The sequence below is a fragment of the Sphaerisporangium fuscum genome, assembly GCF_018531465.1.
GTDB lineage: Bacteria > Actinomycetota > Actinomycetes > Streptosporangiales > Streptosporangiaceae > Sphaerisporangium > Sphaerisporangium fuscum.
In genome coordinates, this window is record NZ_JAHDTF010000006.1 from 119898 (window position 1) to 131774 (window position 11877).

The 11877-nt window shown below is 72.8% G+C and carries 13 protein-coding genes and 1 pseudogene; 8 read left to right on the forward strand and 6 right to left on the reverse strand.

Going from position 1 to position 11877, the window contains the following annotated elements:
• Window position 1: 1 nt before the first annotated feature.
• From KIK05_RS09590 to KIK05_RS09600, 3 genes are all read right to left on the reverse strand, one after another.
• Window positions 2-484: a cation:proton antiporter regulatory subunit gene (locus KIK05_RS09590; RefSeq protein WP_214410248.1), complete on the reverse strand. Its 483-nt coding sequence runs from the start codon at window positions 482-484 to the stop codon at window positions 2-4.
• A 104-nt stretch (window positions 485-588) separates the two neighbouring features.
• Window positions 589-1962, reverse strand: coding sequence for a GntT/GntP/DsdX family permease (locus KIK05_RS09595; protein ID WP_214410249.1), 1374 nt, complete (start codon window positions 1960-1962; stop codon window positions 589-591).
• The gene (locus KIK05_RS09600) at window positions 1959-2549 is read right to left on the reverse strand and encodes a gluconokinase (protein ID WP_214410250.1); all 591 of its coding nucleotides are present in this window, start codon (window positions 2547-2549) and stop codon (window positions 1959-1961) included. The genes KIK05_RS09595 and KIK05_RS09600 overlap by 4 nt, the downstream gene beginning before the upstream one ends.
• 136 nt (window positions 2550-2685) lie before the next feature.
• Here KIK05_RS09600 and KIK05_RS09605 point away from each other — a divergent pair, with 136 nt between their 5' ends.
• From KIK05_RS09605 to KIK05_RS09630, 6 genes are all read left to right on the forward strand, one after another.
• A complete protein-coding gene (locus tag KIK05_RS09605; protein ID WP_214410251.1) occupies window positions 2686-3408 on the forward strand; it encodes a FadR/GntR family transcriptional regulator in 723 nt (240 codons plus the stop codon).
• Window positions 3409-3482: 74 nt separating this feature from the next.
• Window positions 3483-3971, forward strand: a complete 489-nt coding sequence (locus KIK05_RS09610; RefSeq protein WP_214410252.1) for a MarR family winged helix-turn-helix transcriptional regulator — start codon at window positions 3483-3485, stop codon at window positions 3969-3971.
• A 73-nt stretch (window positions 3972-4044) separates the two neighbouring features.
• Window positions 4045-5505 carry an MFS transporter gene (locus tag KIK05_RS09615; RefSeq protein ID WP_308249838.1) on the forward strand — a complete coding sequence of 487 codons (1461 nt, stop codon included), beginning with the start codon at window positions 4045-4047 and terminating at the stop codon, window positions 5503-5505.
• 50 nt (window positions 5506-5555) lie between these two features.
• On the forward strand, window positions 5556-6032 hold the full coding sequence (locus KIK05_RS09620; protein ID WP_214410253.1) for a PPOX class F420-dependent oxidoreductase: 477 nt from the start codon (window positions 5556-5558) through the stop codon (window positions 6030-6032).
• A gap of 164 nt (window positions 6033-6196) precedes the next feature.
• The gene (locus KIK05_RS09625; RefSeq protein WP_214410254.1) at window positions 6197-7096 is read left to right on the forward strand and encodes an MEDS domain-containing protein; all 900 of its coding nucleotides are present in this window, start codon (window positions 6197-6199) and stop codon (window positions 7094-7096) included.
• Window positions 7097-7181: 85 nt separating this feature from the next.
• Entirely contained in the window at window positions 7182-8033 is an 852-nt protein-coding gene (locus KIK05_RS09630) for a permease-like cell division protein FtsX (RefSeq protein ID WP_214410255.1), read from the forward strand.
• A gap of 42 nt (window positions 8034-8075) precedes the next feature.
• On the opposite strand, the gene KIK05_RS09635 is transcribed toward KIK05_RS09630, so the two are convergent.
• Window positions 8076-8858 (reverse strand): SDR family NAD(P)-dependent oxidoreductase, encoded by a 783-nt coding sequence (locus KIK05_RS09635; protein WP_250562513.1) that lies wholly within the window; start codon window positions 8856-8858, stop codon window positions 8076-8078.
• A gap of 131 nt (window positions 8859-8989) precedes the next feature.
• On the opposite strand from KIK05_RS09635, the gene KIK05_RS09640 reads away from it, so the two are divergent.
• Window positions 8990-9988, forward strand: coding sequence for a LacI family DNA-binding transcriptional regulator (locus KIK05_RS09640; RefSeq protein ID WP_214410256.1), 999 nt, complete (start codon window positions 8990-8992; stop codon window positions 9986-9988).
• A 645-nt stretch (window positions 9989-10633) separates the two neighbouring features.
• A pseudogene (locus KIK05_RS49395) lies at window positions 10634-10735 on the forward strand (AraC family transcriptional regulator); the annotation flags it as partial.
• A 111-nt stretch (window positions 10736-10846) separates the two neighbouring features.
• Here the strand turns inward: KIK05_RS49395 and KIK05_RS09650 are convergent.
• Both KIK05_RS09650 and KIK05_RS09655 read right to left on the reverse strand, forming a co-directional pair.
• On the reverse strand, window positions 10847-11482 hold the full coding sequence (locus tag KIK05_RS09650) for a DUF885 domain-containing protein (protein WP_214410257.1): 636 nt from the start codon (window positions 11480-11482) through the stop codon (window positions 10847-10849).
• Complete coding sequence (locus KIK05_RS09655; protein ID WP_214410258.1) at window positions 11479-11874, reverse strand: DNA-binding protein; 396 nt, start codon at window positions 11872-11874, stop codon at window positions 11479-11481. Before KIK05_RS09655 ends, KIK05_RS09650 begins: the two co-directional genes overlap by 4 nt.
• Window positions 11875-11877 lie beyond the last annotated feature (3 nt).

Consider the following 11877-nt stretch of genomic DNA (forward strand, 5'->3'; position numbering starts at 1 on the left):
GTTACCCCTGGGAGAAGATGTCGGCGACGGCGGCGGTGCTCTCGCGGCTGCCCACCACGACCACCACGTCGCCGGCGGTCAGGACGAAGTCGGGGGAGGGGCTGGCGTGGACCTGCCCGCCGCGCACCACCGCGACGATGGACGCGCCGGTGCGGGTGCGCACCCGCGCGTCCCCCATCGGCCGTCCGGCGTAGGGTGAGCCGGCGGGGATGGGCAGCTGCACGCTGACCAGGCCCTCCACCTCGCGGTGCAAGGTGTTGAGGCGCTGCACGATGCGGGGGGCGCCGAGCAGTTCGACCAGGGCGTCGGCCTCTTCGTCGTTGAGCTGCACGGCCTCGCACGCCCGATCGGGGTCGTGTTTGTCGTACAGCACGAGGTCGCGGCGGCCGGTGCGGTGGGAGACGACCGCGATCCGGCGTCCGGACTGGGTGGTGAACTCGTGCTTGAGACCGATGCCGGGCAGCGCGGTCTGCTCGATGTCCACGGCGCCGTCGCCCCCCGTTTCATGTTCATCGTCACCGGCCGCGCCCCTGGCGGAGGACGCCGGGGGCGGTGCGCCTCGAGGCTAACATGCGCGAGTCGCACCTTTCACACCACTATGTCCAGTGCCAGCACCAGCACCAGGCCGGTCACCGAGATCACGGTCTCCATCGCCGACCAGGTCTTGAGGTTCTGTCCGACGCTCACCCCGAAGTACTCCTTCACCAGCCAGAACCCCGCGTCGTTGACGTGCGACAGGAACAGCGACCCCGCCCCCACGGCCAGTACCAGAAGCGAGGTCTCCCCGCGGTCCAGGGTGGTCACCAGCGGGGCCAGGATGCCCGAGGCGGTGACCGTGGCCACGGTCGCCGAACCGGTGGCCAGGCGGATCAGCACCGCGACCACCCAGGCCAGGAGCAGCACCGAAAGGCCGCTGTGACGAACCCAGTCGGCCACCAGGGCGCCGATGCCGGTGTCGACCAGGGTCTGTTTGAACCCGCCGCCGGCCGCGACGATGAGCAGTACCCCGGCGATCGGCGGCAGCGCCTGCTCGAAGGTGGCCGCCAGCGCCCCGCGGTCCATTCCGGCGCCGCGCCCCAGCGTGAAGATCGCCACGATGACGGCGATGAGCAGCGCCACCAGCGGCGTGCCGAGGAAGTCCAGCACCGTGCGCGCCGCGGTGCCCTTGGCGACGACCAGGTCGGCCACCGCCTTGCCCATCATCAGCACCACCGGCAGCAGCACGGTGGCCACCGTCACCGGGAACGACGGCCGCCGTCCCCGTTCCTCCCGCTCGCCGGAGTCGTCAGGGGCGGGCGCGGCCACGTCCACCCATCTGGCGGCGTAGCGGGAGAACAGCGGCCCGGCCAGCGCCACCGTCGGCAGCGCGACCAGCACCCCCAGGCCGAGGGTGAGGCCGAGGTCGGCCTTGAGCGCGTCGATGGCCACCAGCGGCCCCGGGTGCGGCGGCACCAGCCCGTGCATGACCGAAAGGCCGGCCAGCGCGGAGATGCCGACCCGGATCAGCGACAGGCCCGACCGGCGCGACACCAGGAAGATCACCGGCATGAGCAGCACGAGCCCGATCTCGAAGAACATCGGCAGGCCCACCAGGGCGCCGACCGCGGCCATCGCCCACGGCAGCGAACGCGGGCCACTGCGCGCGACGATCGTGTCGACGATCTCGTCGGCGCCGCCGGAGTCGGCCAGCAGTTTGCCGAACATCGCCCCCAGGGCGATCAGCGTGCCCACGCCGGCGGCGGTGGCGCCGAACCCGTCGCTGAAGCTGGTGATCGTCTGTGTCATCGGCACCCCGGCCACCGCGCCCACCGTCAGCGAGCCGAGCGTCAGGCTCAGGAACGGGTGCAGGCGCAGCCGGGTGATCAGAACGACGATCAGGGCGATGCCGGCCAGCGCGGCGGGCAGCAGCCGGCCGGTGGCGGCCGCCGCGGGCGCGGCCGCCGCCAGGGAGGCGACGTTCACCGTTCCTCCCCCAAGCCCTCGCCGCGGCGCGGCGGGATCGCCGGCGGGGTCGCCAGGTAGTCCTCCACGAGCCGGTCGACGCCGCGGGTGAGGTCCAGCACGGTGCCGCGCTCGTCGTCCTGCAGCGGCTCCAAGGTGGCGAACTGGGAGGCGACCAGGGAGGCGGGCATGAAGTGCCCGGGCCGGCCGGCCACCCGGCGGCGTACCACGTCCTGCTCGCCGTGCAGGTGGACGAAACCGACCGAGGGCGCCTCCCGGCGCAGCACGTCGCGGTAGGAGCGCTTGAGCGCCGAGCAACTGACCACGCCTCCGCGAGCCGCGTGCTCGGCCAGCCAGACGCCGATGGAGCGCAGCCACGGCAGCCGGTCGTGGTCGTCCAGCGGGATGCCGGCCGACATCTTGGCGATGTTGGCGGCGCTGTGGAAGTCGTCGGCGTCGGCGAACGGCACCCGCAGGCGCTGCGCCAGGGCCGCGCCCACGGTGGTCTTGCCCGAGCCGGTGACGCCCATGACGACCAGCAGGGGAGCGACGGGGGTTTGGCCCGGCCCGTCGGGGGCAGCGGGCGGCGAGGGTTGCTGAGGGTTCATCGGCGGTCCTCCCGGACGAAACTGTGCGACAGCGTGGCACGAATAATCATCCGTAATCAAGAGGTAACCCCTGATTAATCATATCTTTTACGGTCCGGGACGGCCTGAGGCGAGGAACGTGCGAGTATTGGCCTCCATGGGGGCCAATGACCAGACCAGTGCGGGGCTGCACGGCACCGTCCTCGACCGGCTCGGCGTGCTGATCACCTCGGGCGAGCTCCCGCCCGGCCACGTGCTGCGCATCGAGCAGCTCGAAGAGCGCTTCGGGGTCTCACGCTCGGTGGTCCGCGAGGCCATCCGCGTCCTCGAGTCGATGGGGCTGGTCACCAGCCGCCGCCGCGTCGGCGTCACCGTCGCCCCGCGCCCCGCCTGGAACCTGTTCGACCCGCGCATCATCCGCTGGCGGCTGGACGGCGGCGACCGCGAGGAGCAGCTGCGCCTTCTGGGAGACCTGCGCCGCGGCGTGGAACCGGTGGCCGCCGCCCTCGCCGCCCACCATGCCACCCCCGAGCAGTGCGGCGTCCTCACCGGGGCGGTCATGCAGATGGCCGTGCACGGCAGGTCGGGGGACCTGGAGGCCTACCTGCGGGCCGACATCCTGTTCCACGCCACCCTGCTGGCCGCCTCCGGCAACGAGATGCTCGCCGCGCTGTCCGGCGTGGTCGCCGAGGTGCTCGCCGGGCGCACCCACCACCATCTGATGCCCGACCATCCCGAACCCGTCGCCATCCGGTGGCACGCCGAGGTCGCCCAGGCCGTCCAGGCGGGCGACGCCGCCGCCGCCGAACGCGCCATGCGCGACATCGTCGAAGAGGCCACCGCCGCGATGCTGACCGCGCCGCCCGACCCCGCCCCCTGACCGCCGGCCGGGGCGACACCCGCACTGGATGTCTGTCAGCGGATTATCCGCAAGCGGACGGTTATGCTGGCGGTATGACCGCCATGGCACCCTCGCGCACCCAGCCCGACCTGTCGTTCCTGCTCGACCGCACCAGCCACGTCCTGCGCACGCGGATGACGGCGGCGCTGGCGGAGATCGGGCTCACCGCGCGCATGCACTGCGTGCTGGTGCACGCCCTGGAGGAGGAGCGCACCCAGATCCAGCTCGCCGAGCTCGGCGACATGGACAAGACGACCATGGTGGTGACCGTCGACGCCCTGGAGAAGGCCGGACTGGCGGAGCGCCGCCCCTCCAGCACCGACCGGAGGGCCCGCGTCATCGCGGTCACCGAGCGGGGCGCCGAGGTGGCGCGCACCAGTCAGGAGATCGTCGACCGGGTCCACCGCGAGGCCCTGGAGGCCCTGCCCGAGGAGGAGCGCAAGGTCTTCCTGCGCGCCCTGGAACACCTGGTCACCGGACACCTGGCCCTCCCCGCCGAGGGCCCCCAGCCCGTACGGCGGGCGCGTCAGCGCGCCAACTAGGTCCGAAGAGGATCGTCTACAACAAAACTATCTGCTACGGTTCTTCTGTCGCTCCGATCGACAGGAGAAAACCGTGCCCCTTCCCTCCGCGCTGCGCTCACGCCCCATGGCCCTCGGCGTGATCGCCACCGGGCTGCTGATGACCGTCCTGGACGGCAGCATCGTCACCGTCGCCATGCCCGCCATCCAGGCCGACCTCGGCTTCACCCCCGCCGGGCTCACGTGGGTCGTCAACGCCTACCTGATCGCCTTCGGCAGCCTGCTGCTGCTCGCCGGACGCCTGGGCGACCTCCTCGGCCGCAAGCGCATGTTCCTGCTCGGCACCGCCGCCTTCACCCTCGCCTCGCTGCTGGCCGGCGCCGCCACCACCCCCGCCCTGCTGATCGCCGCCCGCTTCCTCCAGGGAGCCGGCAGCGCGATGGCCTCCGCCGTGGGCCTGGGCATCCTGGTCACCCTGTTCACCCGGCCCGGCGAACGCGGCAGGGCCATCGCGGTGTTCAGCTTCACCGGCGCCGCCGGCGCCTCCATCGGCCAGGTCCTCGGCGGCGTCCTCACCGACGCCCTCAACTGGCACTGGATCTTCCTGATCAACCTGCCCATCGGCCTGGCCGCCCTCGCCCTGGGCGTCCCCTCGCTGCCCGCCGAGCGCGGCCTCGGCCTGTCCGCCGGCGCGGACGTCCTCGGCGCGGCGCTGGTCACCTCAGGACTCATGCTCGGCATCTACACCGTCGTCAAGATCGAGGAATACGGCTGGACCTCCCTGCACACCCTCGGCCTCGGTGCCGCGGCCGCCGTCCTGCTGGCCGCCTTCCTCGTCCGCCAGGCCACCGCCTCCAGGCCGCTCATGCCGCTGCGGATCCTGCGCTCGGCCAGCGTCTCCGGCGCCAACCTGGTGCAGATCCTCATGGTCGCCGCCCTGTTCTCCTTCCAGATCCTCCTCGCCCTCTACCTGCAGAACGTCTCCGGCTACGACGCCACCGGCACGGGCCTGGCCATGCTCCCGGCCGCCCTGATGATCGGCGTGGTGTCGCTGGGCGTGTCGGCCCGCCTGTCGGCCCGCTTCGGCGACCGCGCCGTCCTGCTCACCGGGATCGCGCTGCTGGTGGGCGTACTGGGGCTGCTCGCCCGCGTCCCGGTGCACGCCCACTACCTCACCGACCTGCTGCCGGTGATGCTGCTGGCCGCGGGCTTCGGCCTGGCCCTGCCCTCGCTGACCACGCTCGGCATGTCAGGCGCCGGCCGGCAGGACGCCGGCCTCGCCTCCGGGCTGTTCAACACCACCCAGCAGATCGGCGCGGCCGCAGGCGTCGCGGTGCTGTCCACCCTGGCCGCCTCCCGCACCCAGGCCCTGCTGGCGGCCGGCGCCGGCACCGCGCAGGCGCTGACGGGCGGCTACCGCCTGGCCTTCACCGTCGGCGCCGGCCTGATGGTCGCCGCCTTCGCCGTCGCCTTCATCATGCTGCGCCCCGCCCGCACCCCCGCCACCGCCGACCAGGCCGCGCACCCCAGCACGACCCCCGCCCACACCCCCTGACCACCGCGAGCACCACAGCCGCCCGCACCACGCACCCCGAAGGCGCCACGATGACCACCACCAAGCCCGGATCCGGCCCCGCCCCCCGCCTCCTCGGCGAGCAGGAACTCTCCCGGCTCCTCGCCGGACAGAAGTTCGGAGTGCTGGCCACTCTCAAACGCGACGGCCACCCCCACCTGGCCACCATCCTCTACGCCTGGAGCCCGCAGGAGCGGCGGCTGCGGATCTCCACCACCGCCGGCCGCCTCAAGGCCCGCCACCTGCGCAACGACCCCCGCGCCACCCTGCACGTCAGCGCCGGCCCGTTCTCCTACGCCGTCGCCGAGGGCCTGGCCGAGGTCTCCGAGCCCAGCCGCACCCCCGGCGACGCCGTCGGCCGCCAACTGCTGGCCCTGACCCCCGGCTTCGACGACCCCGCCGACGAAGCGGCGTTCCTGGAACAGATGGTCGCCGACGAACGCGTCGTGCTCACCATCGCCGTCACCCGCCTGTACGGGACGGCCCTGGACGTCCCCGAAGGCGTCTGACGGCGGGCCCGCACCCCCGGGGGAGGCGCCGCCACCCCCGGATGCGGGCATTTTCCTGGAATTCCCCGTCGGATAGCATGAAGGACTGCGGGGACCGGCTGCCGGGCCGTTGGCGCTGTGACCGTCGCTGCCGAGCCCGACGTCCCCTACCAGCAGGAACCCTCATGGCACACCCGACCACGGTCGACGCGCTCACGTTGGGCGACCACGTCTGCTGGACCTTCGACGACCACGAGCGACATCTCAACGCCCTGGCCCGGTTCGTCCAGGGCGGCCTCGCCCAGCACCACCAGGTGCTCTACCTCACCGACACCTTCCTGCCCCAGGCCTTCCTGGCCGCCCTCGGCGCCTACGGTGTCGACGTCGACGGCCCCCGCCGCGACGGCCAGCTCCAGGTCTCCACCTCCGACGAGTCCTACCTCGCCTACGGCGCCGTCGACCCCGAACACGCCCTGCGGGGCTGGAGCAAGGCCATCGACGACGCCCACGCCCAGGGCTACACCGGGCTGCGGGTCGCCGCCGACATGGGCTGGAGCGTCCACCAGGTCTCCGGCGTCGAACGCCTCGCCTGGTACGAGGCGCAGGCCAACCGCATCTTCTCCCAAGGCCGGGCCATGGTGCTGTGCTGCTACGACCGTCGCCTGTTCACCACCGCCGAACTCGAACGCCTCAGCCGCGCCCACCCCGGCACAGCTCAGGCCGGCGCCGGCGTCAAGGAGCACTGGCGGCCCCTGCTGCGCATGCGCCGCGCCCCCGACGCCCTCGTCCTCAGCGGCAACGCCGACAGCAGCAACCGCGAGGCCCTCGCCGTCATGCTCGACCACCTCCTCGAGGACACCCCGGCCGGCGTCGACACCGTCACCGTCGACGTCAGCGACCTCACCCTCACCGACATGGACGCCGCCCGCCTGCTGGTATGCGCCGTCAACACCGCCCCCGCCCGCGTGCACCTGGCGGGCGTAGGCGACCCGCTCGCCGACCTGCTCACCCTGCTCGACCTGCGCCCCGTCCCCCTGCCACTCGACGGGTGCTCCTCCGGTGACCAGAGGCGCTTCATCGCCTGAGCTCACCGGCCCTGCGGCCCGATCGCCCACGGACGCCGTCCCACGCGAGTTGACCTTGAGACGCGCGCCGGACACAGTCGTGCGCATGTCCCTCGAAGAAGTCCTGGAGCATCCCGGCGCGCGGTGGAGATGGCCGTTGGTGGTGGCGGTGGTCGTGGTCCTGATCACCGCCGGGCTGGGCGTGGGGGTGTGGGTCGCGCGGCGTCCGCCGGCGGGGCCGCTGCCGCCGCCGGCGGTCCCGTGGCCGGCGACGGGGGAGGCATTGGTGTTCCTGTGCGGGGGTGTCAGTGTGCAGGGCTGCGGACGGCGGGAGATCACGGCCGAGCAGCGCCTGACGCTCGAACGCACCCTCCGGGGCATGCCCGAGGTGTCCGCCGTGCGGTTCCAGTCCCGTGCGGAGGCGTTGAAGAACTTCACCAAGGTCTTCGGCCACTCGACGGAGGCGATCGGCCTGCCTCCTAAAGAGGTCGGCGAATCCGACATGCCGGAATCCTTCGTGATGAAGCTGACCACCACGACAGGGGACTTCCGGTCCAAGGCGCGGGCACTGCCCGGAGTATCTGACGTCTACCTGGGCGGGACGACCTTCTGGGCCGGCAGGACCGATGTGCTCGTCCGGCTCTGCCCGCCCACCCCTCTGGAGAAGGACGAGCGGTGCGCCGGGCGCGGCGCGGCCACCGCGGCCGAGAAGGACGCCGTCTACCAGGCCCTTCACACCATCGACGGTGTCGGCGCCATCTACCTGGAAGATCGCGAGCACGCCTTCAAGGACGCCATGTGGGTGGTGTCCGCCCGGCCACCGGACGATCGGCAGCTGTTCGTGCACATCCCGGAGACCTTCCATCTGGTCCTGTCGGCTCCGGACGCGCACGACCGCGTCAGGCGCGCGGTCGGCGAGCTCCCCGGTGTGAGCACGGTCGAGAAGGAGCTCTCCTGACAGCGCGCGACCCGCGGGTACGGGCGGATGGCTCTTCACCGGTCACGCGTACCTTCTGGCCTCCGGGTCGTGGGCGAGCACGGTGCGGCCGCCGTCGACCGGGACGGTCGCGCCGGTGATGAAGCCGGCCTCGGGTGACAGCAGGTAGGTGATGGCCGAGGCGACCTCGTGGGCGTCCGCCACGCGGCCCAGAGGGTGCACGGCGGCCATCTGCTCCTCGATACGGGCGGCGGCTTCCGGGCCTTGGGCGGCCAGGTGATCGGCGTAGCGCTCGGTGCGCACCGAGCCGGGCGCCACCGCGTTGACGCGGATGCCGCACGGCCCGTATTCGACGGCCAGCGCCCTGGTCATCCCCTCGATGGCCGCCTTGGCGGTCACGTACGGCAACGCACCCGGGACCGCCTGGCGCGCCTGGTGGGAGGAGACGTTGACGATCGCCCCAGGGGATCCGGCGGCGAGGAACCGGCGGACCGCGGTCGCGCAGCCGATCAGGGCCACCTCCAGGTTCGACGCGATCAACTCGAGTACCCGCCGGGCGGTGGACGAGTGCACCGAGGCATCGCGGAACACCGCGGCGTTGTTGACCCAGCCCGCCAGGGGCGCCGCGGCCTCGGCCGCGTCGGCGGCCCGCTCGGCGACGCGATCGTCGGCCGCGTCGCCCGCCAACCCGATCAGACGTCCTTGTGCCGGATGCCCTTTCGTCCAGGCGAGGCTCGCCGGATCCTGCTCGATGGCCACCACCGTGCCGCCCGCGGCCACCAGCCGCTCGGCCACGGCGCGGCCGATGCCCCGGCCCCCACCCGTCACCACGTACGAACCACTCATGGTCCTCCTCGATCCCTGGTTCCCGGCCGCCGTACCAGGACATGCGAGGATCACCGCCATGTCAAGTGCTTGCATGGAAGCACTTTCCATAGCAGAATCCGTTCGTCGACGGACCAAGGAGGGAGCGCGCCGTGACGACCCCGCCGACCATCTACGACGTGGCCACCCAGGCGGGCGTCAGCATCTCCACCGTCTCACGGGCACTCAACTCGCCCGAGAGGGTCAGCGAGCAGACCCGCAGCAGGGTGCTCGCCGCCGTGGACGCGCTCGGCTTCACCCCCAAACCGGACGCCGTGGCCAAGGCCCGCCGTGGCGTCGGCCGCATCGGCGTGATCGCGCCCTTCACCTCCTATCCCTCGGTGGCCCGGCGCCTGAACGGCATCCTGGACGCCATCGGCCCGCGGCCGCTGGAAGTCGTCCTGTTCGACCAGGAGTCGGCCGCCGAAAGCGCATCGCCCCTGCTGGCAAGCCTGCCCGTCACCGGCCGCCTCGACGGGCTCATCGTGATCAGCATCCCCCTCGACGAGACCGTGGCCGGCCGCCTCACCGGCCTGGCCCTCCCGGCCGTCCTGCTCGACGTACGCCACCCCGGCTTCGACGCCGTGCACACCGACGACACCGCCGGGGGTCGCATGGCCGCCGGGCACCTGCTGGAACGCGGCCATCACAGATTCGGCTTCCTGGGTGAGGCCCAGACCTCCGAGCGCTACGTCTCGCCCTCCCAGCGCAGACTCGAGGGGTACCGCGCCGCGCTCGCCGAGGCCGGTCACCCCCTGCGCGACGAGGACGTACGGCTGGTCCGCCATCGCGCGCGGGAGGCCCTGGCGGCCGCCCGCGAACTGCTGTCCCGGCCGGAGCGCCCGGCCGCCGTCTTCGCCGCCGACGACACCCTCGCCGCCGGGGTCCTGCGCGCGGCCCGCGACCTCGGTCTCGCCGTTCCCCGCGACGTCGCCGTGGTCGGCTTCGACGACGGCGAACTCGCCGAGGTCATGGACCTCACCACCATCCGCCAGCCGCTGGAGGACTCCGGTCGCGCCGCCATGGAACGCCTCATCCAGCGGCTCGAGCACCGCACCACCGCCCGCGACCTGGCCCTGGAACTGGAGCTGGTCGTCCGCAGGACGACATGACCGGCCACGCGACGCGCCGCGGCCCGAAGGAGGGTCTCCAGAGGTGAAGGGCGGCGCCGGTCTCACACCGGAGCAATGCCCCATGTACCGCGGAGGCGGCCCGACGTGGGCGACGGTGTGGCCGATTAGGGTTGCCGTATGGCCGGCGATGAACGGGGCGGCGAGAGGCTGGGGCCCGATTTCGTCGTCGGGCGTGGCTACGCCTTCTACCAGGGCCCGTCGATGGACAGCGCCCCGCACCGGCACGCCGCCTTTCAGATCGCCGTCGCGCCCGTGGGCGAGGTGGTCATGGTGGACGCCGACGGCGGGCGTCACCAGGCGCCCGCGCTCGTCGTGCCGCCCATGGTGCGGCACCAGCTGCTCGCCACGGCCGACCTTCGGGTGTTCTTCGTCGAGCCGCAATGTGCGATGGCCGACGAGCTGCGCCGGCGTTACGGCCAGAGGATCACCGCCGCACCCGAACTGCGCCGTCTCGCCGAGAGCGACGTCCGCCACGCCGGCGCCAGGCCGGCCGGCGAACTCGACCCCCGCCTGCTCGCGGCGATGGCGGCGCTGTCGGACGGATCGGTCCCGCTGGCGGACGTGGCCGCGAGGGTCGGCCTGTCCCCACAACGTCTGCGCTCCTTGGCGCGCGGCCAGCTCGGCATGCCGCTGGCGCGCTGGCGTGCCTGGCGCCGGCTGCGCAGAGCGGTCGAGGCGCTGCGCGACGAGGAGTCACTGGCCGGCGCGGCGACCACGAGCGGCTTCGCCGACCAGGCGCACCTGACGCGGTGGATGCGGGAGATGCTGGGCCTGACGCCCAGGGCGGTGAACCCGCTGCTGCGCTCCTCAGGACCGGAACCCGCCACCTGTACCAGGTCAAGGATGCGCGTGCCGGTCGATGCCGAGCGTGGCGATGAGGTCTTCATGGAGCTGGAACCAGACGCGATGGCAGGAGTCGACGTCGGTGTGGTCCACCCAGGCGCTCTCCCCGGCCCGGGCGCGCGCCAGGGCCGCGGTGAATCGGGTGTCGTATCCGCGCAACCGTGTCAGGACGCTCGCGAGCCGGTCGGCCAGCGGCGTGAGCGCGCGGGAGATGCCGTCGAGCTCGCGCAGGACCCGGGCGTCCCAGGCGGGATCGCGGTGGTCGTTGACGGCGAGCCGGTCGCCGGCGGTGGGCCGGAGTTGCCAGTCGGTGCAGGCGCGTAGCAGGAGGGCGTTCAGCGGGAGGAACTCCCGGTAGACGTTCCGGACCTCCTCGGCGCCGCCGACGCGTGCGAGCTCGGCGGCGAGCAGGCGCTCGTTCTCGGCCCGGCCCGCTTCGGTCAGTGACCAGCCCGCGGAGCCGGCGAAGGCGGTGTGCCCGGCCCAGCCGCGTGCCTCGGCGTCGAGCAGCAGCTCTTCGGCCTGGGCCGCATCGAGCCCGTAGCGCTGCGCGATCATCGGGGTGTCCGCGAACCCGAGGATGCGTACCGCGTGCAGGATCAGCAGGCCGGGTGCAGAGTCGCGGGTCACGAGCCGCCGTCCTGTCGTGCCGTCAGGCGGGTGTAGTGCTGCTGGCACGCCTGGGGGGAGTTGAATCCCATCGCGTTCGCCATCTGCGCCCAGGTCAGTCCGGCGCTGCGGGCGATGAACAGCAGGGCGGATTCGAGTCCTTCGACTTCGGCGCGGGCGGCCGGGAGGAGGGCCAGCGCGCCCAGGACGTCCTCCGGGTCCAGGTCGGCGTTGCGCCAGACGGCGAACTGGACGAGGTCGACGGCCGACGGCGGGGCCGGTGAGGGACGCCATGGACGGGCGTCGAGCGCGTCCGCGCCCAGGCGGAGAAGGCGCTCGCTCGCGGCGTGCTCGCGGTCGGCCTGGGCGTGGTCCGCGCGCCCGGTGTGAGCGATGTCCTGCTTGCGTGACATGCC

Coding starts and splice junctions, on each gene's coding strand:
- KIK05_RS09600 (WP_214410250.1), bottom strand. CDS start 2,549: ATGAACCCTCAGCAACCCTCGCCGCCCGCTGCCCCCGACGGGCCGGGC.
- KIK05_RS09605 (WP_214410251.1), top strand. CDS start 2,686: ATGGGGGCCAATGACCAGACCAGTGCGGGGCTGCACGGCACCGTCCTC.
- KIK05_RS09610 (WP_214410252.1), top strand. CDS start 3,483: ATGACCGCCATGGCACCCTCGCGCACCCAGCCCGACCTGTCGTTCCTG.
- KIK05_RS09620 (WP_214410253.1), top strand. CDS start 5,556: ATGACCACCACCAAGCCCGGATCCGGCCCCGCCCCCCGCCTCCTCGGC.
- KIK05_RS09625 (WP_214410254.1), top strand. CDS start 6,197: ATGGCACACCCGACCACGGTCGACGCGCTCACGTTGGGCGACCACGTC.
- KIK05_RS09630 (WP_214410255.1), top strand. CDS start 7,182: ATGTCCCTCGAAGAAGTCCTGGAGCATCCCGGCGCGCGGTGGAGATGG.
- KIK05_RS09635 (WP_250562513.1), bottom strand. CDS start 8,858: ATGAGTGGTTCGTACGTGGTGACGGGTGGGGGCCGGGGCATCGGCCGC.
- KIK05_RS09655 (WP_214410258.1), bottom strand. CDS start 11,874: ATGTCACGCAAGCAGGACATCGCTCACACCGGGCGCGCGGACCACGCC.